This window comes from Deltaproteobacteria bacterium (assembly GCA_026129095.1).
In the GTDB taxonomy this organism is placed as follows: Bacteria; JAGRBM01; JAGRBM01; order JAGRBM01; family JAHCIT01; genus JAHCIT01.
Map to the genome: position 1 here is coordinate 1 of JAHCIT010000004.1, position 19,697 is coordinate 19,697.

Genomic DNA, 19,697 nt, shown 5'->3' on the forward strand with positions numbered 1-19,697 from the left:
TAAGGGGCGCGGGGTGAGGCTTCCCGGCCCAAACGAAAACCCCTCTCCAGTTCCTGGAGAGGGGTCAGGGGTGAGGCGTTGAGGCAGTTAAGGCGTCAGTCGTAGTCGCCGTTGAGGCAGTAGGAGGTGTCCGCCTCCAGCATGCCCGTGAAGTCGCTGCTGGTCAGGCCGACGTTGTAAAGACCGAAGAAGGTCGTGTCGCCCTCCGAGAAGTTCACATATCCGGTCTCGGTGAAATCGAGCTCGATATCGTCGCCGTCATAATCGCCCTCGACGTAGCCCAGGGCGGACCCGCCGCAGGTTTCAGCCGCGCAGCCCACGGTGAACACGCCCTCGGTAATGCCGGCGAATTCGTCACTCAGGAGCGCGCCGAAGAAACCGCCGTCCGCGCCGCCGACCAGCATCACGAAGCCTTCTGTGTCGTGGGTGACGACCGAGACGGATTCGCTGAACGCGAACTCGCCGCAGGCAACGCCGATCTCGCCGTCACGCGGTTCCGCCAGGAGGCCGATCCCTTCCACGATGCCATCGCCGGTATCACCGCCGAAGACGAATGCCACCGAACCGTCCTCCCGCTGGACGCCCGCGCCGGTCACGTTGTTCTCGAAGTCGAGGTCGAGGCCGTCGCCCGACGCCTGGCCGGTCACGGCAAAGCTCTCGAACCCCTCCGGCAGGGATGCCGAAGCCGTAAAAGCACCGGCGTCGTACATCTCGCCGCTGCCGGTCACCGAACCGTTTTCGGCCAGCGTGAGCGTCAGGTAAATGAAGATCGGCGTGTCGCCGTCAACGTTTCCGACCGCCGCGCCCTGGTAGTCGCCCGGTGTCAGCGAGAACCCGCCGCTGCTGCCGCAGGCGGCAAGGCTTAAGGTCGTGATGGCGGCGAGCGCGAGGGTTGCCCCTTTGATGGTTGCCCTGATGGTGGTGAGGTTCATGAGATACTCCTTGTAACGTGCTGAATAGATTGTGTTTCTGGCGATCCGGGCGGCACCCGCCGGACGAACCACCGGGCAGCTTTCCGTATGCTCTTGGAATGATATGTTCCGGGAATCAAGGGCCCAAAAGAAAACCCCTCTCCAGTTCCTGGAGAGGGGTCAGGGGTGAGGCTTTCAGGCAGTTAAGCCATCAGTCCCAGTCGTAGCAGTCCTCGGAATCACCGTAGAAGTAGCCGGCGTCGCCGCTGGTGAATCCGGCGTTCACTTCGAAGTAGTTGCCGTCGAGTCCGCCGTTGTTGATCACGGCGCTGGCCGAAACGTCTTCGCCGTCGAACCGGCCCGTCAGCGTTCCCTCGCCCTCGCCGTCATCCATGTCCATCGTGCCGGTGAAGACACCGAAGTCGCCGTCCTCCCAGTCATAGAAGATGCCGATGAGGTCGCTGTCCCGCGCCAGGACCACGATGTCGCCTTGCGCGAGGTAGTTTTCATCCTCGTCGTTGACGCTGAAATAGCCGCAGGCCAGCCCCAGTTCCTCGCCGTCCACGACGACGCCGCCCGTGTAGCCGAGCGTTTCGGAACCTTCGTCATCGGTGCCGATGATCTCCCCCGTCAGGATGCCGTCCGGCGTGATCGTGCCCTCGATCGTCACTTCCGGGTAGTCCATTCCCACATCCACGGTCGCCGTGAACGAGGTGCCTTCGACTGTTCCCTCCACGTCATACACGTCATCGATATATTCATTGTCGTCGGGAAGGCCTCCCGGATTGTAATAGGCGATATAGTCCATGAGGGTGCCGGTGATCGTGCCGTCCTCCTCCACCGTGAGTTCCAGAAGGCCATACCGGTCGCTGTCGCTGCCGAGATAGGCCGGGCTGATGCTCAGGGGCAGACCGGGCACTTCATAAATTGCCCCCGCCACGTAGTCACCGGGCAAGAAGGTGGCGTCCGGCGCGTTGCTGTCGCTGCACGCGGCAAGGCCAAGTGTCGTGATGGCGGCGAGCGCAGCGCCCGCCTGTTTGATTGGGTTGAGGTTCATTGGTTTTCCCTTTCGTTTGCCCGGCGCGCCGGGGGTTCAGATCATTTGCGCGACATCCTAGAGCAGTGCTTCGCACAGGTGCAACAGAAAAACACACCGCCATTAGAGGCCTCACCCCCTGCCCCCTCTCCGGGAACCGGAGAGGGGGAGACCACTCCCCCTTGATCCCCCTCTCCGTAGTCACGGAGAGGACCTCCCCTTGATCCCCCTCTCCGTAGTCACGGGGGGTGCTGTGAGGGGCGGGGGTGAGTTTTCTGTTCCCGCCCTTCAGGGGGCGCGGGGTGGGCTTCCTGCTCCCTGCCTCACCCCCTTAAATCCCCTCTCCGGGAACCGGAGAGGAAAACTCGGTCCCCCTCTCCGTATTGCGGAGAGGGGGCAAAGCTTCACTGCCGTGGCCTTGCTACTGACCGGCCGGGGGCGTTTCGCCGCCGCCGGTCCCGGTGCCCTCGCCGGCCTTGCGTTCCTGGATCCGCTGCTCGATCAGCGGTTCGATCACGTCGGCCTGCTTGTGGAGCATCTTGCGCATCTCCATGCGCCGCTCGCGGCGGACGTCCTCGGGGAGGTTCTTCACCTCCTCGATCCGCTGGACCGGCTCGGCCAGCGGGTTGGCAAACTCGGTATCGGGCGGCGCCTCGTTGTTGATGGCGGTGATCTTCCCGCGCGGGGCGCCGCCGCTGGTGATGTCGGTGACGATGAAATCAACCAGGTACGGCGTCCCCTTGGTCATGCCGTCAATGACGGGGAGGAACCTGTCGTCGAAGGTGAGGAAGGCGATCTGGTAGCTGCCGTCCACGGCCATCATGATTACCCAGTCGGGCTGGGCGCGGGTGTGGAAACGGAGCATGATCTGGGCGAGCTTGCCGATGGCTTCCGGTTTCCCTGTCTTATAGATCTGCGGGACGCGGGTGAAGGTGACTTCCGGGCCGGGGCCGTCCAGGGCCGCCTTGCGGGCGGCGTCGGCCGCTCCGGCATCGGACGGCGCGGCGTCGGCGCTGGCCGGAGCGTCGGCGGCCGGTTTCTGCGTGTCGGCCTTCCGGCAGCCGGTGAGCAGCCCCCCGGAAAGCCCCGCCGCGAGGAATACACCGGCCAGAAAAAGTGCCGCCTGCCTGCGCATGTCCGTCATATGCATCCGTCCCGTTCCGTCGAACATCTATATTAAAGGTAGCAACACCCTGACTGATAGGTGCCCCCGCCGCCCGCTCCAAGTCAACCACCCCGCCGGAAAACGATGCAAATAAAGCGGGGTTAATGGCGAAGGGCTGGCAGCATTCAAATTAAACCGTTCTCTGGCTATTGCCGGTTTTCTTAGACCCCCTTAATATAAGCCGCAAATTCGCCCGAAGGGCCAGATTCAAGGAGCAGAAAAATGATGAACCGTTTTCTCACGGCGGCCTGCGCCGCCACGATGGTATTCGCCGCCGGATGCGGCAGCAGCGGGGGACCCAACTACCGCCTGTTTGCCGCTGATGGCAGCTACGGCAGCTCAGGTTTCCTTTACGCGATCGATCCGGACGCCGGTGAAATCAAGGTGGTCGGCGGCTTGGCTGACAGTTCCGGCGACACCCTTTACTCGCTGACCGGGCTGGTGTTCGGCAGTGACGGGGTGCTTTACGGTTCCACCAGTGACGACGCCCCTGTACAGGACAATGTGTTCGTCTCGATAGACACCCAGACTGCTGAAGTGACGGAAATCGACATCGAAAGCGATGATGACGAATGCTTCGACGCCGTCGGAGATCTCGAAATCGTCGACGGGACCATTTACGGTGTGTCGGATGACGGCGCCGGCGACACGGGCTGCTTCCTGACGGTTACGACCGATGGCACGGTCGAGATGGTCACTGACGGTTTCGGATGGGCGGGCGGCCTTGCCTACGATGCCGCTGCCGACGCGCTTTACCACCTGACCGAAGGCGGCAGCACCCTGGACACGGTGGACCTGGAGAGCGGCGAACTCGACGAAGGCATCGACGTGGATGATCCGGTCGATGATTACGACGGAATGGCATACAGCTACGTGAAGGCCATGGCGATGGTGGACGGACGTCTGCTGGCTATCATGGGAACGTATTATGACAATTCCGTGCTTGTGGAGATCGACACCGATTCGGGCAACGTAACCGTGCTGACGCCGGTTCCCGACTCGATGGATGCGCTGGCGGCGATCCGCTGATCCGTTAACTGAACGATCAACACCCTCCCGGCCCCTTTCCCCTTTGATGGGGGAAGGGGCCGGAGTGTTTTTGGGGAACACCGGTTTCAAAAAACCGTTCTCCGGCTATTGCCGGTTTTGTTATTGTTCTTTAATATCGAACCCACATTCCCCCGAAGGGGCCAGTTTCAGGGAGCAGAAAAATGATGAACCGTTTTCTCACGGCGGCCTGCGCCGCCACGATGGTATTCGCCGCCGGATGCGGCAGCAGCGGGGGCGGGGCCCGTGCGGACATCTACCTCATTGACGGCACGGCCGGAGCCCAAGGGTTCATCTACAGCGTGGACCTTTCCACCGACCCCATCACCGTGGCGATCGCCGGGCAGGTGACGAGCGACGACGGCGACGTGCTGCCGATGACGGGGCTCGCCATCGGGCCCGGCGGCGTGGTGATCGGAACGACGTCTGCCGATGCCGACAGCAATGACCTGCTCGTCACGATTGACCTGGATACCGGCGCCGCCGAAGAGATTGACTACAGCGGTGACACGGACTGCATCTATGGCGTGAACGACCTCGCCTTCGCCGGCGACACACTCTACGGGGTCACCGGCGAGGACAATACGAACTGCATCATCACCATTGACGAGGACGGCGAGGTCACCGAGACCGACACCTTCGCCTCGTACGGCGGGGCACTGGCCTACGACGCGGCGGGCGATATCCTCCATTTCCTGGACTTCCCGGAAGGCCTCGAAGACGCCACGCTGAACACCATTGACCTCGACGACGGCTCGATCGTGGACGGCGACGATATTACCGGCGGCGACGACCTGTATGACGACTACCCGCAACTGAATAGCGCCTACGTCAAGGGCATGGCGTTCGCGGGCGGCCGGCTGCTCGCGATCACCGGCAGCGACTACGGCGTCTCGCTTCTGATCGAGATCGATCCCGAGGACGGCACGTTCGAAGTCCTGGGTATTGTGCCCATTGCCGCCGACGCCATCGCGGCGGCCAACTGAACCGGTGCGAAGACATGACCATTTTTCAAGGAGCAACTGACATGAAACGGATTCTGATCGCGGCGATCGCCGCCACGATAACGACAATCACCGGATGCGGCAGCAGCGGCGGGGGAGCGGGCAATGCGGACCTGTACCTCATTGATGGCGCGTCCGGGACCCAGGGGTTCATCTACAGCGTGGACCTTTCCACCGACCCCATCACCGTGGAGATCACCGGCCAGGTGACCAGTGACGACGGCGACGTGCTGCCGATGACGGGGCTCGCCTTCGGGCCCGGCGGCGTGGTTGCCGGGACGACGTCGGCCGCCGAGGAGGCCGATGACCTGGGCGACCTGCTGGTGGAGATTGACCTCGCCACCGGCGACGCCGAAGCGATCGACTGGAGCGGCGACACCGACTGCATCGATGGCGTGAACGACCTCGCTTTCGCGGGCGACACCCTCTACGCGGTGTCGGGTGGCGCCACGTGCATCATGACCATAGACGAGGACGGCGAGGTCGCCGAGACCGACACGAGTAATTACGGGGCGCTGGCCTACGACGCGGCGGGCGAGACCCTCTACTATTTCAACAGTTATGACATTGATGGTGCCTCGCTGGACACCATTGATCTGGACGACGGGTCCATCGTGACAGGCGACGTGGAGGTGGACGCCGGCGACCCGCTAGGCGACTATCCGGATATAGAATACTCCTACATCAAGGGCGCGACATTCGTGGGCAGCAGGCTGATCGCGCTCGTCGGCTACTATTACGGAACGAGCGTTCTGGTCGAGGTTGATCCCGAAGACGGCACAATCGTGGTTCTGGGCATTGTGCCCCCCAACGCCGACGCCATCGCCGCGGCCAACTGATCCGTTAACTGAACGATCAACACCCTCCCGGCCCCTTTCCCCTTTGATGGGGGAAGGGGCCGGAGTGTTTTTGGGAAACGCCCCCAAATTAACTCGGCGCGTCATTTTTCTTCTTGACAGTAAAACGTCGGTGTATATATTGTCATACAAGGATGACGCGATGCGTCTCCCCGTATCTGTATAACAGGATTTCAGTTCCCATAACACAACCAAAACACAGGAGAATCAGCCATGCCACAGTTCAATCTCGACAGCATCCGCGAAGCCGCCAACTACCTCACCAGCGACGAATTCCGCACGAAGCTCGAAACCCAGGTCCGCGAGGCGGCCCGGCTCGCCAATGACACCGCCCAGCAGGGCCTTGAGGCGGCCCGCAAGGTGAGCGAGACGGCCATCACCGAGGCGCAGAAGGTCCAGCGCGAGGTGGCCGGCAAGGTGCAGACGTTCACCCGGCAGGTCACTGACCAGGCCCGCGAAACGGTCGAAAAGCTCCGCAGCCACACCGATACCGGCGCGCAGGCCTGATCGAAGGGCCCCGGCCTCACCCCTACTTCCCCTCCCCCTCTCCGGTTCCCGGAGAGGGGGATTTAAGGGGGTGAGGCGGTTTCTTTCCCCTACTTGAAACCCGCCGCCCATACGGACTAGGTAGGGCCCGGTGCTGCCGGTCTGGGGTCCAGGCGGCGGGACCATCCCGCAGGGTAAAGACGCGGAACAAAAGCGGAAAAGGAAACATATGAGCGCCAAGCACGAAGAGGCGAAGAAGATCAAGAACTACCAGGCGGCCATCGGGAAGCAGCTCGAAAAGGCCCGCAAGAAGTTTGCCGACTTGGCCAAGAAGGCCGGTCTCGACCACTGGCCGAAGCTGGAAGACCTGCCCAAGGTGGGCGCGGTAAGCACCAAGATATCGGCCGAGCAGGCCAAGAGTATCCGTGAACCCGCCAAGCGCCGGGCCAAGGTCCGCAAGGCGGCGCTCGCCAATCCCGAGGTCCGCAAGGCCCGCAAGGAGCTGAAGCGCGCCCAGCGGGCAACGACCCGGACCCGGAAGCTGCTGGCCACCCGCACGAAGAAGGCCGAGGCGGCCCCGGCGGCGGCCGAGGCGCCCGCCGCCTCCTAACGGTCCCCTTAAGGGAGGCGCGGCCCCCTTCACAGGCGGGGCCGGGCGGCAACCGGCTCCGGCATGCTCACCCGATTCAACTTCATCGCGCGGTGGATCGCCGAATTCCTGTTCGGCGCGATGGACCTGAGCGACAAGCTCCAGGACCGCGTCTGGTCGCTCCGCAAGGAGGGAACGGTCGTCTTCGTCCAGCGCCGCCGGAGCTGGGTCGATACGGTCGTCTTCAACTACCTGTTCCTGAAGGCGAAGCTCCCGTTGATCCGGTTCGTGGGCGGCGAGATCGACCTTTTGCTGGTGGGGCCGGTCCGCGAGATCATCAGGGCGTTTTTCCGCGCCATCGGGCTTGCCCGGCCGCTCCCCGCGCAGAAGCCCTACCTTGACCGCCTCGGCGAGGAACTGGCCGCCGGGCGCGAGTCGCTCGTCTTTCTCGCCAAGGGGCGGAGCATCGTCAAGGATTTCTTCTCCGGCAACGACCCGTTCCCGCTGCTGGTGAAACTGGCCCGGACCTCCGACCGGCCTGTCTACCTCCTTCCGCAGTACATCATCTGGGACCAGACGCCCGGCCACAGCCGCGCCACCGTCACCGAACGGGTGCTGGGGGCCGAGGATGACGAGTCGGTCGTCCGCCGGGCGATCGCCTGGATCAAGATGCTCCGCTACGCCAAGGCCGACTGCGGCACGCCGATCGACGTGCGGGCGTTCATCAGGCTCCAGGACGAGGGTCTGAGCGACCGGGAGATCGTCCACCGGCTGAAGCTGGAGCTGCTGATGGAGTTCGAGCGCGAGCGGCGGGTCTATTCGGGCCCCAGGCTCAAGCAGCGGCCGGACATGAAGGCTGATATCCTGCGCGACGAGTGGTTCGTGGGGCGGCTGCTGGAGCTGGCCGAGCGGACAAACCAGAACCGCGACATGCTGCTCTACAAGGCCAACCGGATGCTCGACAAGATGGCCTCCGACTACAGCCACCTGAGCACCCGTGCGCTCAACTTCGTGCTGACGCAGGCCTGGAAGCGGATGTGGGACGGCATCGAGATGGACCCGGCGCAGCTCGAAACCCTGCGCCAGGCGATGCGGGAGGGGCCGGTGCTGCTGATGCCGAACCACTCGTCGCATGCCGACTACCTGCTCATGTCCACCCAGCTTTACGCCCACGACATCATCCCGCCCCACATCGCCGCCGGGGACAACCTCTCGTTCTGGCCGCTGGGGGCGATCTTCCGGGGATCGGGGGCGTTCTTCATGCGCCGCTCGTTCCGGGGCGACGACCTCTACAAGCTCGTCTTCGACGCCTACATCCGTTTCCTCCTGCGCGAGGGATACCTCGTCGAGTTCTTCATCGAGGGCGGGCGCTCCCGCTCGGGCAAGATGCTCGGCCCCAAGTACGGACTGCTTTCGACGATGATCGACCACTACTTCACCGGCGACTGCCCGAACCTCTCCATCCTGCCGGTCGGCGTCGATTACGACCGGGTGTTCGAGGAAAACTCGTTCAAGAAGGAACTGGAAGGCGGGGCCAAGCAGAAGGAATCGGTATTCGCGCTCCTCAAGATCGTCCGGTTCTTCGGCGAGAAGCGGGGCCGCGTCTACGTGAAGTTCGGCGAGCTGCTGCGCCTGCGCGACTGGACGGCCGACCGGAACCAGACGATGGACGATGCCGACAACCGCAAGACCTTCACGGCCGATCTCGCCGCCGAGGTCGTCACCCGCATCCAGCGCGAGCGAACCGCCTCGCCCACGGCGCTTGTCTGCGCCGCCCTGCTCCCCGACCCCGGCGTGGCGATCGACCCGATCCTGTTCCAGAAGCGGGTGGAACTGCTGCTCGCCGCCGTGAAGCGGATCGGCATGCGTCTACCCTCCTCGCTTGCCGGGGCGCAGACGGACGCCCTCCGCACGCTGCATGACCGGCTGCACGACCTTGCCCACTCGAAGGTGGTGAGGATTGACGAGAATACCGGCCACATCACCTTCGAGCGGCCCGCGACGCTCGTCCTCGACTACTACCGCAACACTGTCGTGAACCTGCTCTCGGAGCTGTCGCTCACCGCGCTGGCCCTGCTGGCGGGCGGCACGGAACCCGCCGGGGCGGCCGGGATCGAGCGGCGCACGGAGTTTGCCGATACGCTGCTCGCCGGGCAGTTCATCCGGCCGGTCCGCGTCTCCGGCGAGGAGCGGCTGAAGATGCTCGCCGACCTCGGAGCCGCGACGCTCGCCAACGGGGCGGCCCCGCTCACGGCCTGCCCCGCCGACACCGAATCGCTCCGGCTCATCGCCTCGCTCGTCCGGCCGAACATCGAAACCGCCTGGCTCGTCCTGGATTCGCTGCCGCTTCTGGACGGCACGCCCCTGAAGAAGTCCGACTTCGCCAAACAGGTCGTGAAGCGGTCGGCCGACTCCCTGAAGAACGGCGACATCCGGACGGTGGAGTCCATTTCCCGCGCCCGTATTGACGAGGCGATCGGCTCGCTCACGCATCTCAAAGTGATCGAGCCCGGCGCCGAGCGGGACGAAATCCGCTCCGGCCCCACCGGCAAGCGGCACCCGCTCATCACCGGGGCCCGCGACCTGCTCGACCGGACGGCGCTCGCCGCCGGAAAACCGCAGTAGCGTTTTTTCCTATTCGACCTGGGCGGCCTTTGACGGATCGGACGGGGATTCGTCCGTTTCCTTCGTTCCATCGGCCGGCTGGCCGAGGCCGAGCTGGGCGGTGAGCTTGTCGATCTGGGAGTCGAGGAGCTTGAGGTCCTTCTCGATGGCCGGCTGGACGGCCGTGCCAGGGTAGTCGGCGAGAAGCTGGTTGAGCTGTTTCTGCACGGCAAGAAGCGCCAGCCGCCGGGCGGCGGCGTCCTTGATCCTGAGGGCGCGCACCACGGCGTCGGCGGCCTGCTCGCGCTGGCGCTGGACCACGCCGTCAATGGCGGCGGGAAGCAGCTCCAGCGCCCTGCGGTTTTCGGTGGGCGAGCCCGACAGTTCGCGGAGCAGGTAGACCGCTTCCGGGAACTTGCCCTCGCGGACGGCGAGCTCGGCTGCAAGAAGTTTCTGCCGGTCCAGCTCGGCCCGCTCGGCCGACGCCTTTCCCTTCTGGGCCTCCATCGTGCTGAGGGAGGCGGAGATCATCGGCTGGAGATCGGTTTCGGGGAAACGGTTCCGGAGCTCGCCGATCCTCCCGCGCACCGTGTCCAGTTCCGTCCGGCCGTGGAAGTAGCCGTCCTGGAGCGCCGACAGCTCGCGGCCGAGGAGGTCCAGCCGCCGCTGGCGGAAGCCTTCCATGATCTGCTGCGCGCGCTCGCGCAGGGCCGGGTCGCGGGCCTCGCCCATCACGTCGGCCACGAGGCCGTGCGCGGCCGAGTAGTCGGTGCCGTAGGCGAAGATCGCCTCGGCCTGGATGAGCTTCGCCCGCCAGCGGGCATTCTCGTCCCGGTCGCGCCGCTCCAGCGCGGCGATGCGGTCCCGCGTCTGGGGGCCCAGCGGCTCCAGCGACTTCAGCCGTTCCATCACCGCCTGGTAGTACTGGCGCGCACGGTCGAGCTCGCCCACGGCGGCCAGATACCCGGCCAGCTCGCCCGTGAGCGTGGGGAGATCGTCGAACTGCTGCGACGAGAGAAAACCCTCGAGATAGTGCGCCGCCCGCGCCGGATCGCCCGACCTTGCGGCCGCCCGCGCCACTGCGGGCACCACGTCCAGCGGCATCTCCTCCGGCGGAAGCTCGCTCACCGCCGTATCCCAGGCGGCGAGAATCTTCCCGTCGTCGCCCGACTGGACCGCCTGGAGCAGTTCCTGCCGGACCGACCCGCCGGTGCGGGCCGGGATCTGCCCCTCGCCGATCTCCCCGGCCTCGCCGGACGCGAGCCGGGCGGCGCGCAGCTTGGCGAGCCTCGTCATGGCTCCGATAAGCTGTTCCCAGCGGGCGCGGTCGCCCGCTTCGGTGCGGATCGTGTGGCGGTCGAGGCCGCTGGCCGCCTCGGCGAGGGCGACGAGCGCCTCCAGTTCCCCGGTGCGGGCCTGCTTCTGCGCGTCGGAAAGGGTGCGAGACTTGCGCGTCTCGTCGAGAAGCTTTTTCAGCGGGGCCGGGTCGGGGAGCTGGATATCCACCTGCAGCGATTCGGGCGTCGCCGATTCGCCATAAGGGTTCACGTAGCCCTGCGCCGCCGCGCCGCCACCGGCCGCGCCCTCTTCCACCGGTGCGGGGGGCGGCGGCCCGCCGGGCAGCGTGACTCCGGCGCACCCGGATAGAACGGCGGCCAGCAGGGAAAGCCCGCTTCCGGCGGCCCGGAAACGGCGGATGATCTCGGCCTGAAACTGCGGCATCGTCGGCACCTCGTCCAAAAGCACCTGCTCCCCTGAATCCCGATGGTGACAGGCCCCTGTATACACGCCCGGAGCCACGGCCGTAAACCGGCGGCCGGGGGAGTACCAGAGGGGCCGCCACAGGTCAGTTGACAGTGGCGGCGTGAATCACCTAACTAGTGCAAATCTGTAGGTTTCCACGGAATCGCAGAACCATCTAGAGGGAAGGTTATAGTTACGCCCATATGAGTGCCCAGGACGACGCCCTGTTCCAACGATTCGGAAAGGTTTTCCCCGCCGGCACGACCATCTTCGAGGAAGGCGCCGAGGGGCGCGAGATGTTCGTGATCCAGGACGGCAAGGTCCGCATCTCCAAGAAGGTGCGCGACGTGGAGAAGGTGCTGGCCGACATCGGCCCCGGCGCGTTCTTCGGCGAGATGTCGATCCTCCTCAACAAGCCGCGCTCGGCGAAGGCAGTGGTGCTGACCGATTCGAAGCTGCTGGTGATCGAGCCCAAGACGTTCGAGGCGATGCTCAAGGGCAACGCCGAAATCGCCATCCGGCTCATCAAGATCCTCGCCGACCGGCTCCAGGAGGCCGACGAGCAGATCGAGAACCTGCTGCTGCGCGACGACTCCAGCCGCGTGGTCCACTTCCTCACCCGGCAGGCGGACAAGAAGGGCAAGCCCGTCGAGGGCGGCGGCCGCTTCATCGCCGGCAACAAGGATCTGATCTCCGCCCAGACCGGCACCGACCCCCGGCACATCAACGACGTGCTGGACAAGCTGGTGAAGGGCAACCTGCTGAAAATCCAGCCCGACGGATTTGTCGTCGCCGAGACGGAAAAGCTCCGGAAGTTCCTGGAGTACCTCGCGCTCAAGGAGCAGTTCGGGGAGTTTTCCTGATACCCCGCAGCGGGGGCGGCTGTCAGGAAAGGCGGAAACCGGGTTTCCCATGCGTGTGAAGATCTGCGGATGCTCCGGCGGCGAGACACCGGAAACCTCCCTGACGGGGTTTGTGATCGACGACACCCTGGCGCTGGACGCCGGTTCGCTGTGCAAGGCCCTCACGCTCGAAGAACAGTGCGCCCTCGACAACGTGCTCATCACGCACACGCACCTGGACCACATCAAGGACCTGGCGTTCCTCGCCGACAACATCATCGGGATCAAGAAGACGCCGCTCCACATCTGGGGAGCCGAGCCGGTCATCCGGGTGCTGCGCGAACACTTCATGAACGACCGGATCTGGCCGGACTTCACGAAGATCCCCACGGCCGACAACCCCACGCTCGTCTACCACCAGATCGAGCCGGAAAAGCCGTTCGAGGTGGCCGGTTACAAGGTGCTGGCCGTGCCGACGAAGCACCCCGTTCCGAATACCGGCTACATCGTCTCCAACGCCACGGGCGCGTTCTGCTTCACCGGGGACACCGGCGTCACCGAACGTATCTGGGAAGTGCTCAACCAGACGCCGAAGGTGCTGGGCCTCATCACGGAAGTGAGTTTCCCGAACATGATGACCGACCTGGCGAACCTGAGCGGCCACCTGACGCCGAAGATGCTGTTTGAGCAGATGGGGCGGCTCAAGAACCGCAACTACACGGTCTACCTGTCGCACAACAAGCCCAATTTCCGCGAACTGCTCCACAAGGAAGTGGCCGAGACGGGGCTCCAGGACTACTACTTCCTTACCCGCGGCGAGCTGCTCGACCTCGCTCCCTGAAACCCGCCCCCGCAAGAAACCCACCTTGACCCTGCCCAGGGAAATCCGCTCCGCCGCCGACTTCGGCAGCCTTGAGGCCGGGCAGACGATCCGTCTTGGCCTGGAGCGGATGCGCCGCCTCTGCGAAAAACTGGACCATCCCGAACGGGCGTTCCGCGCCGTCCACGTGGCCGGGACCAACGGCAAGGGCTCGATCTGCGCGGCGATCCATGCGGTGCTCGCCGGGGCGGGCGCGGAGCCGGGACTCTACACCTCGCCGCATCTGGTGAGCCCGCTGGAGCGTGTGCGGATAGGGCGGCGTGACTGGACCGAAACGGAACTCGTCTCGTCCGTCAACGAGGCGCTTTCGGCCGTTCACGGCGACACGGCCCTGTCGGCCGAGCCGCCCACGGTGTTTGAACTCGTTACGGCGGCGGCCTTTCTCGCGCTCGCCCGCGCCGGCGTGAAGCTGGCCGTGATCGAGGTGGGGCTCGGCGGCCGTCTCGATTCGACCACGGTCTGCCACCCGGAAGTGTGCGTCATCAGTTCCATCGGGCTCGACCACCAGCAGTATCTGGGGCCGGACATCCTCAGCATCGGGCGAGAGAAGGCGGGGATCATCCGGGAAAAGGCGCCGGTGGTCACGTCCGCCGTGCAGCCGGAAATCCAGCGGCTCATCCACGACACGGCGATGGAGCGGCTCTCGCCCTGCTATCTGGGCGGCCGCCACTTCGACTACGTTTCGGCCGGACGGGAAGGCGGCAGCGAGGCGCGGTTCGACTACCTCGGCATCAACACCCGCTGGCCGGACCTTCCGCTGCCGCTGCCGGGCGCGCACCAGTTCCAGAACATGGCCGCCGCCTGCGCGGCACTGGAACTGCTCGCCGCCCGCGGCGTGGCGGGCCTTGCGCCGGAGACGGTGCGCTCCGGACTTGCCTCCGTGCGCTGGCCGGGGCGGCTGGAGCATGTCTCCACCTCGCCCGACCTGTGGCTCGATGGCGCGCACAACCCGGACGCCGCCCGCGTCCTGGCGAAGTTTCTCGAAACGGCCGCCGCGGGCCGCCGCCTCCACTTCATCGTGGGCTTCCGGGCGGACAAGCAGCAGCGGGAGTTCCTGGAGATCATCGCCCCGCTGGCCCACCGGATCACCGCGACCGGCGCCCCGGGGCTCATGCCGGCGGACGAGGCGGGCCGGATCGCGGCGGCCGTTCACCGGAACACGGTCGTCGAGCCGGAACTTGCGAAAATCCTCGCCCAGCTTCACTGGCGGAAAGACGCCACCGAAACGGCCGTCGTCACGGGATCGCTCTATCTGGTGGGCGCGGCGAAGGCGTGGCTCGACCTCAACATGCCCGGCCAGCGTTCACCGGCCGCCTGAACGGCTGGTTCGGGGCCGGAACCGTCAGGGCTGTTCCGCTTCGCCGGGCGGATTGGCGGCAGGCTGCCGGGCGGGCTCCTGCTGGTCATCCGGCACCCAGAGGCGGTCGCGGCGGAAGTACAGCTCCAGCGCGAGCTGCGTGAACGATTCGAAGACGCCCTCGCCCACTTCCTCCTGCCTGACGATGATCGCCTGGTCATCGGGGCCGATGACATGGAACACCGGGGAGCGGACGAACATCTCCTTGGTCACCTTCCGCATGTTCTGGCGGTCGGCCCAGGTGCGGTAGGCGTCATCCCACGCGATCTCGCGCACTCCGAAGGCGTTCACCTCGCGGATCCCGGCGTCGTCCACACGCCAGTAGTGGGAAAAGTGGCTGATCGTCCGGTTGTAGAACACCAGCGAGCCCGCGAGCACGATCATCGCCCACAGGGCGACGCGGCCGGGTTTCGGCAGGTTTTCCTGGGTGACGGAGCGGTAAGCCAGCGGGAACAGGAATCCCACGGCGGCCAGAACCCCGTACCAGATGGCGTCCACGAGGAAACTGAGCGGCGCGACCGAGATGATCCCCACGCCGGCCGCCGGGCTCTCGAACCGGTAGTAGGTCGTGCATCCGGCCGCCCCGGAAAGGACAGCCAGAACGGCGAGGCGGCGGGCAAAACCGCTGGCGAGACAGGTGAAACGGCGGCTATTGGGGGCGGCTCCGGGGCAAAACATCGGATCGGCTCTCTCCGTGGCATGTACGGCCATTCCCGCCAGGTCACGGGATTTGCAGAAACGGCTCTGTGTGATAGATTAACCGTTGCAGAGACAGAATCAAAAAACGTTAGTTATTATGATGACTTACAAGCCAAGGATGCGCCGCCCCTGACCGGGCGCCGCTGTCCCGGCCAGTGGCCGGGGCATGGGCGACCATGAGCCTGCTCGGAAACCTGGAAGACCTCGGTCTGGGAGACATCCTCCAGATCGTCAGCCTCTCGAAAAAGAGCGGCGTGCTGCTGCTCACGGCGCGCAACCGCAGCGGGCAGGTCATGTTCAAGGAGGGGCGGGTCGTCTGCGCCACGGTCAGCACGATCGCCGGGGATCTGACCGAACTGCTGGTCCGGTCCGGCGGGGTGCCCGAGGCCACCGCGAAGGACGCCCGGCAGGTCTGGGACGACCTCAACCACACCCAGCCCCTCCGGCAGGTTCTCCAGAAAACCTACAAGGTCAGCCCCGCGCTCATTGACGACGCGATCCGCGAGCACATCCAGTCGGTCACGACGGAGCTGTTCACCTGGACCGACGGCGAGTTCAACTTCGACCTGCTCGACGTGGACGACGTCATCTCGCGCCTCCCCCCGGCGCAGCGCGAGCTGGTCGTGACCGAGGGGATCAGCCCGCAGTTCCTGGCGATGGAGGCGGCCCGCCTGATGGACGAGAGCGCCGGCGGGACGACCGGCCCCGCGGGCGCGGCCGCCGCACCGGAGCTTGGCCGGGTGATTCCGATGAAGCGCCCGGCCGTTCCGCCCGTTCCGGTCACGCCGTCCCGGCCCACCCCGCCTGCTCCCGCCCCGGCCGCTCCGGCCGCATCTTCCACTCCGGCTGCGCCCCCCGCGAAGGTGGCCCTGCCGCCGCTCCGCAGCCATGTGCCGGTGATCGTCGCGGACGACGACAAGCTGACGCTGAATGCGCTGGCCGCCTCGCTGCGCCTGCGCGGCTTCGAGACGCACCCGGCCGATTCGGTCGAGGGGGCACGGACGCTGGTCAACGAGTTCGAATCGCGGGGCCAGTTCTACATCGTGCTGGCCGACCTGCTGATGCCGCGCAGCGACGGCGCGGGAATCCTGGGCGGCATCGAGCTGCTGGAGTTCGTCCGCGCCCAGCCGGTTCCGAGGCCCGCCGTGCTGTTTTCCGACTACGAGAACGCCAGCGCCCAGCAGAAGGCGGTGGAACTGGGCGCCAGCGAGTTCCTGCACAAGCCGCGCAAGGCGGAGATCACCAGGGGGGCGCAGTCGGATGCGATCGTGAAGTTCGTTGCGGTGCTGGAGCCCCGGCTCGCCCGGTGGATCGAGGAGGAAACCGGCCAGCCGCTTCCGCCGCTGGCCGCCGCGCCGGAACCGGCCCCGCCACCCGCACAGCCGCCTGCACAGCCAGCCGTGCCGCCGTCCGTGCCGGCGAAGGCCCCCGCGTCGCCGGACTCGCTGCGGGACATCGGCGGCGAGATCGCCGAGGAGATCGGCGCCGAGTTCAAGCCGGCCCAGAAGGCGTCAAGCGCCGGGCTCTCCATGCTCCGCCAGATGAGCCAGGAACTGAACAACCCGGAATCGAACATCGAGATCACGCTGCTCATCCTGCGGTTCGCCGCCGAGCTCATGTCGCGGGCGGTGATCTTCCTCGTGACCGACCGGGACATCCGGGGCCTCGGCCAGTTCGGGCTGGAGGTTCCGGGCGTCAACGCCACGCGCATGGTCCGCTCGACGCTGATCCCGCTGAAGGAGCCGGGCGCGCTGGCCGAGGTGGCGCAGTCGAAGACGACCTACAAGGGTCCGCTCCAGCCGGGCAAGTGGAACGACTACCTCGTCCGGCAGTTCGGCGGGTTTCCGGTGCCAGAGGCATTCATCTCCCCGATCGTGAGCCGGAACCGGTGCGTCGCCCTGCTCTACGGCGACAATGCCCCCGAAGAGCTGCCCACCGGCGAGACCGAGGCACTCGAAATCTTCCTCGTGCAGGCGGGGATGGCGATGGACCGCGCCGTGCTGGAGCGCAAGCTCGGCGAGCTGGCCCGCGCCGTGCCCCGGAGCAAGGGATAGCGCCATGCCCATTGCCCGCATCCTGCTCGCCGAGGACTCCCCCACCACACGGTCCATGGTCGTGTCGGCGCTGGAACTGATCGGCGATATCGAGGTGGTGCCCACCTCCAGCGGGTTCGAGGCCCTGAAGACGCTGCCGCGCTTCAAGTTCGATCTCATCATCACCGACGTGAACATGCCCGACATCAACGGCCTCGAACTGGTGTCGTTCGTCAAGCACAACCCGATGTACCGGCACATCCCGGTCATCATCATCACCAGCGAGACCGGCGAGAAGGACGAGGCCCGCGGACGCGCCCTCGGCGCCGCCGAGTACGTCCACAAGCCGCTGAACCCGGACACCCTCCAGCAGGTGATCCGGCGCTACATCAGGGTGGACTGAAGACCATGGCGAAACTGTCGCAGGAGTTCGTCTCGGAGGCCGAGGAGATCCTCGACGAGCTGAACCGCGAGCTGTTCCGCCTGGACGGCATGGCGTCGGGCGAGGCGTTCAACCCCGAATGCGTGAACTCGATCTTCCGGGGCGCGCACTCGCTCAAGGGGCTCGCCGGCATGTTCGGCTTCTCCGAGCTCCAGGAGTTCGCCCACCATCTCGAAACCCTGCTGGACAGCCTCCGGCTGGGGCGCGTCGCCCTGTCGAAGGCGCTGGTGGACGCCCTGTTCCGGGGCGCGGCCCTGATGAAATCCCTCGTCGAGGCGCGGGCGGCCGAGAACGCCCTGCCCGACACGGCGGGGCTGCTGGCCGAGGTGGGCCGTGTCCTGAACGCGAAACCGGAGCAGGCGCAGGTGTCTCCGGCCGAGCAGGCGGGCATTGACCCGGCCTTCACCTCCACGCTGTCGGAATACGAGGAGCACCGGCTGAACGAGAACCTCCGGACGGGGAACTTCGTCCACAAGGTGACGGCGGTGTTCGAGCTGGCGACCTTCGACACCGCGCTCGGCGATCTGATCGAGGCGGCCAAGACAAAGGGCGAGATCATCACGACGCTTCCCTCCGGGGCGGCCTCCACCGCCGACCAGATCGCCTTCGACGTGCTCGTGGGAACGAAGATCAGCCGCGACGAGCTGGCGACGCTGGTGGCGAAGATACCGGGCGCGGAAGTGACGACGCTGGGCGGCGGCGCGGCGAAGCCCGCGGCTCCGGCCGCCGGAGCGGGCGCTGGAGCACCGGCTGCCACGCCTGCCACCGACGACCGGGCCACGGCCCGCAGCACCGCCCAGACCGTGCGCGTCCACATCGGCAAGCTCGACTACCTGATGAATATCGTGGGCGACCTGGTGATCCAGCGGTCGGAACTTCAGCGCATCTCAGACCGGCTGAAGCGGGAGGTCGAGGCGGGCCAGCTCGCCATTGATTTCGACAAGGCGATCCGCAACTTCACGCGGCGGGTGAACGAACTCCAGACCGGCGTGATGAACACGCGGCTCGTGCCGATCGGCTCGGTGTTCGAGCGGCTGGCGACGGTGATCCGCCAGACGTCCCGCTCGCTCGGCAAGGACGTGCGGATCGAGATGTCCGGCGTCGAGACGGAACTGGACAAGCTGATCGTCGAGGAGCTGTCCGACCCGCTCATGCACATCGTCCGCAACGCCATTGACCACGGGATCGAGCTTCCGGCCGAGCGCGAGGCCGCCGGCAAGCCGCCGCAGGGCACGATCCGCCTGAACGCCTACCCGGAGGGCAACAAGGTCATCGTGCAGATCACTGACGACGGCAAGGGCATAGACGCCGACCGCGTGCACCAGAAAGCGCTGGACCTGGGGCTCGTGGACCCCAACCAGCAGCTCACGAACGCCGAGAAGCTCGACCTCGTGTTCCTGCCGGGGCTTTCCACCAAGACCGAGGTGAGCGACCTCTCCGGCCGGGGCGTCGGCATGGACGTGGTGAAGAACAACATCGCCGGGCTGTCGGGCGTCATCCAGATCGATTCAAAGCCGGGCAAGGGAACGACCTTCTCGCTCACGCTGCCGATCACGCTCGCCATCATCAAGGCGCTGCTCGTGGAGTCCAGGGGACACACCTACGCCGTGCCGATCTACAGCGTGATCGAGTGCGTGCGCGTGCCCGCCGGCCGGGTGACGACGATCGAGCGGCGGGCGGTGTTTGAGCTGCGCGAGCGCAGCGTCCCGCTCATTGATCTCGGCAGCTACTTCCGGCACGAGGGCGAGCCGGCCACCGGGCCCTACGACTACGTGATCGTGGTGGGACTCGCCGAGCAGCGGCTCGGCATCCGGGTGGACACGCTCGCCGGGCAGCAGGACGTGGTGATCAAGCCGCTCGGCGACCTGCTGAAGAAGGCGCCGGGCATTGCCGGGGCGGCGGAGCTGGGCGGCCAGACGACCGTGCTCGTGCTGGACATAGGCCGGATACTCTCGGACGTGATGACGGGCGGGCACGGAGAGCGGGCCGCCTGACGGCGGGC

Annotated in this window: 17 protein-coding genes; 12 read left to right on the top strand and 5 right to left on the bottom strand. The window is 66.0% G+C overall.

Translation table 11 applies throughout. The features are described from left to right. Positions 1-95: 95 nt before the first annotated feature. The 3 genes from KIT79_06615 to KIT79_06625 form a co-directional block, all read right to left on the bottom strand. A complete protein-coding gene (locus KIT79_06615; GenBank protein MCW5828972.1) occupies positions 96-1,004 on the bottom strand; it encodes a hypothetical protein in 909 nt (302 codons plus the stop codon). 118 nt (positions 1,005-1,122) lie between these two features. Next, complete coding sequence (locus tag KIT79_06620; protein MCW5828973.1) at positions 1,123-1,968, bottom strand: hypothetical protein; 846 nt, start codon at positions 1,966-1,968, stop codon at positions 1,123-1,125. A 400-nt stretch (positions 1,969-2,368) separates the two neighbouring features. Continuing rightward, the gene (locus tag KIT79_06625) at positions 2,369-3,091 is read right to left on the bottom strand and encodes a hypothetical protein (GenBank protein ID MCW5828974.1); all 723 of its coding nucleotides are present in this window, start codon (positions 3,089-3,091) and stop codon (positions 2,369-2,371) included. 243 nt (positions 3,092-3,334) lie between these two features. Here KIT79_06625 and KIT79_06630 point away from each other — a divergent pair, with 243 nt between their 5' ends. From KIT79_06630 to KIT79_06655, 6 genes are all read left to right on the top strand, one after another. Further along, entirely contained in the window at positions 3,335-4,141 is an 807-nt protein-coding gene (locus tag KIT79_06630) for a hypothetical protein (protein MCW5828975.1), read from the top strand. 182 nt (positions 4,142-4,323) lie between these two features. Next, positions 4,324-5,145 carry a hypothetical protein gene (locus tag KIT79_06635; protein MCW5828976.1) on the top strand — a complete coding sequence of 274 codons (822 nt, stop codon included), beginning with the start codon at positions 4,324-4,326 and terminating at the stop codon, positions 5,143-5,145. Positions 5,146-5,186: 41 nt separating this feature from the next. Next, entirely contained in the window at positions 5,187-6,002 is an 816-nt protein-coding gene (locus tag KIT79_06640; GenBank protein MCW5828977.1) for a hypothetical protein, read from the top strand. 231 nt (positions 6,003-6,233) lie between these two features. Further along, a complete protein-coding gene (locus KIT79_06645; GenBank protein ID MCW5828978.1) occupies positions 6,234-6,527 on the top strand; it encodes a hypothetical protein in 294 nt (97 codons plus the stop codon). Positions 6,528-6,735: 208 nt separating this feature from the next. Then, entirely contained in the window at positions 6,736-7,116 is a 381-nt protein-coding gene (locus KIT79_06650; protein MCW5828979.1) for a hypothetical protein, read from the top strand. 63 nt (positions 7,117-7,179) lie between these two features. Then, positions 7,180-9,720, top strand: coding sequence for a 1-acyl-sn-glycerol-3-phosphate acyltransferase (locus tag KIT79_06655; protein ID MCW5828980.1), 2,541 nt, complete (start codon positions 7,180-7,182; stop codon positions 9,718-9,720). Between the two features lie 9 nt (positions 9,721-9,729). Here KIT79_06655 and KIT79_06660 read toward each other — a convergent pair whose 3' ends face one another. Beyond that, a complete protein-coding gene (locus KIT79_06660; protein ID MCW5828981.1) occupies positions 9,730-11,421 on the bottom strand; it encodes a hypothetical protein in 1,692 nt (563 codons plus the stop codon). A gap of 224 nt (positions 11,422-11,645) precedes the next feature. On the opposite strand from KIT79_06660, the gene KIT79_06665 reads away from it, so the two are divergent. Genes KIT79_06665 through KIT79_06675 form a run of 3 tightly spaced genes read left to right on the top strand, consistent with a single transcriptional unit; the run spans position 11,646 to position 14,482 of the window. Further along, positions 11,646-12,305 (top strand): Crp/Fnr family transcriptional regulator, encoded by a 660-nt coding sequence (locus tag KIT79_06665; GenBank protein MCW5828982.1) that lies wholly within the window; start codon positions 11,646-11,648, stop codon positions 12,303-12,305. A 49-nt stretch (positions 12,306-12,354) separates the two neighbouring features. Then, positions 12,355-13,125, top strand: a complete 771-nt coding sequence (locus KIT79_06670) for a 3',5'-cyclic-nucleotide phosphodiesterase (protein MCW5828983.1) — start codon at positions 12,355-12,357, stop codon at positions 13,123-13,125. 25 nt (positions 13,126-13,150) lie between these two features. After that, positions 13,151-14,482 (top strand): bifunctional folylpolyglutamate synthase/dihydrofolate synthase, encoded by a 1,332-nt coding sequence (locus tag KIT79_06675; GenBank protein ID MCW5828984.1) that lies wholly within the window; start codon positions 13,151-13,153, stop codon positions 14,480-14,482. Positions 14,483-14,506: 24 nt separating this feature from the next. Here KIT79_06675 and KIT79_06680 read toward each other — a convergent pair whose 3' ends face one another. Beyond that, on the bottom strand, positions 14,507-15,199 hold the full coding sequence (locus KIT79_06680) for a hypothetical protein (protein MCW5828985.1): 693 nt from the start codon (positions 15,197-15,199) through the stop codon (positions 14,507-14,509). Positions 15,200-15,396: 197 nt separating this feature from the next. Here KIT79_06680 and KIT79_06685 point away from each other — a divergent pair, with 197 nt between their 5' ends. From KIT79_06685 to KIT79_06695, 3 genes are read left to right on the top strand one after another with little or no spacing between them, the layout of a single operon-like run. Beyond that, on the top strand, positions 15,397-17,274 hold the full coding sequence (locus KIT79_06685) for a response regulator (GenBank protein MCW5828986.1): 1,878 nt from the start codon (positions 15,397-15,399) through the stop codon (positions 17,272-17,274). 4 nt (positions 17,275-17,278) lie between these two features. Further along, the gene (locus KIT79_06690; protein ID MCW5828987.1) at positions 17,279-17,656 is read left to right on the top strand and encodes a response regulator; all 378 of its coding nucleotides are present in this window, start codon (positions 17,279-17,281) and stop codon (positions 17,654-17,656) included. A 5-nt stretch (positions 17,657-17,661) separates the two neighbouring features. After that, on the top strand, positions 17,662-19,689 hold the full coding sequence (locus KIT79_06695) for a chemotaxis protein CheA (GenBank protein MCW5828988.1): 2,028 nt from the start codon (positions 17,662-17,664) through the stop codon (positions 19,687-19,689). The last annotated feature ends 8 nt before the right edge of the window (positions 19,690-19,697 follow it).

What these genes read in the sequence shown, in the direction of transcription:
- KIT79_06620 (MCW5828973.1), bottom strand. Translation starts at nt 1,968, where the DNA reads ATGAACCTCAACCCAATCAAACAGGCGGGCGCTGCGCTCGCCGCCATC.
- KIT79_06625 (MCW5828974.1), bottom strand. Translation starts at nt 3,091, where the DNA reads ATGACGGACATGCGCAGGCAGGCGGCACTTTTTCTGGCCGGTGTATTC.
- KIT79_06630 (MCW5828975.1), top strand. Translation starts at nt 3,335, where the DNA reads ATGATGAACCGTTTTCTCACGGCGGCCTGCGCCGCCACGATGGTATTC.
- KIT79_06635 (MCW5828976.1), top strand. Translation starts at nt 4,324, where the DNA reads ATGATGAACCGTTTTCTCACGGCGGCCTGCGCCGCCACGATGGTATTC.
- KIT79_06640 (MCW5828977.1), top strand. Translation starts at nt 5,187, where the DNA reads ATGAAACGGATTCTGATCGCGGCGATCGCCGCCACGATAACGACAATC.
- KIT79_06645 (MCW5828978.1), top strand. Translation starts at nt 6,234, where the DNA reads ATGCCACAGTTCAATCTCGACAGCATCCGCGAAGCCGCCAACTACCTC.
- KIT79_06650 (MCW5828979.1), top strand. Translation starts at nt 6,736, where the DNA reads ATGAGCGCCAAGCACGAAGAGGCGAAGAAGATCAAGAACTACCAGGCG.
- KIT79_06655 (MCW5828980.1), top strand. Translation starts at nt 7,180, where the DNA reads ATGCTCACCCGATTCAACTTCATCGCGCGGTGGATCGCCGAATTCCTG.
- KIT79_06660 (MCW5828981.1), bottom strand. Translation starts at nt 11,421, where the DNA reads ATGCCGCAGTTTCAGGCCGAGATCATCCGCCGTTTCCGGGCCGCCGGA.
- KIT79_06665 (MCW5828982.1), top strand. Translation starts at nt 11,646, where the DNA reads ATGAGTGCCCAGGACGACGCCCTGTTCCAACGATTCGGAAAGGTTTTC.
- KIT79_06670 (MCW5828983.1), top strand. Translation starts at nt 12,355, where the DNA reads ATGCGTGTGAAGATCTGCGGATGCTCCGGCGGCGAGACACCGGAAACC.
- KIT79_06680 (MCW5828985.1), bottom strand. Translation starts at nt 15,199, where the DNA reads ATGTTTTGCCCCGGAGCCGCCCCCAATAGCCGCCGTTTCACCTGTCTC.
- KIT79_06685 (MCW5828986.1), top strand. Translation starts at nt 15,397, where the DNA reads ATGAGCCTGCTCGGAAACCTGGAAGACCTCGGTCTGGGAGACATCCTC.
- KIT79_06690 (MCW5828987.1), top strand. Translation starts at nt 17,279, where the DNA reads ATGCCCATTGCCCGCATCCTGCTCGCCGAGGACTCCCCCACCACACGG.
- KIT79_06695 (MCW5828988.1), top strand. Translation starts at nt 17,662, where the DNA reads ATGGCGAAACTGTCGCAGGAGTTCGTCTCGGAGGCCGAGGAGATCCTC.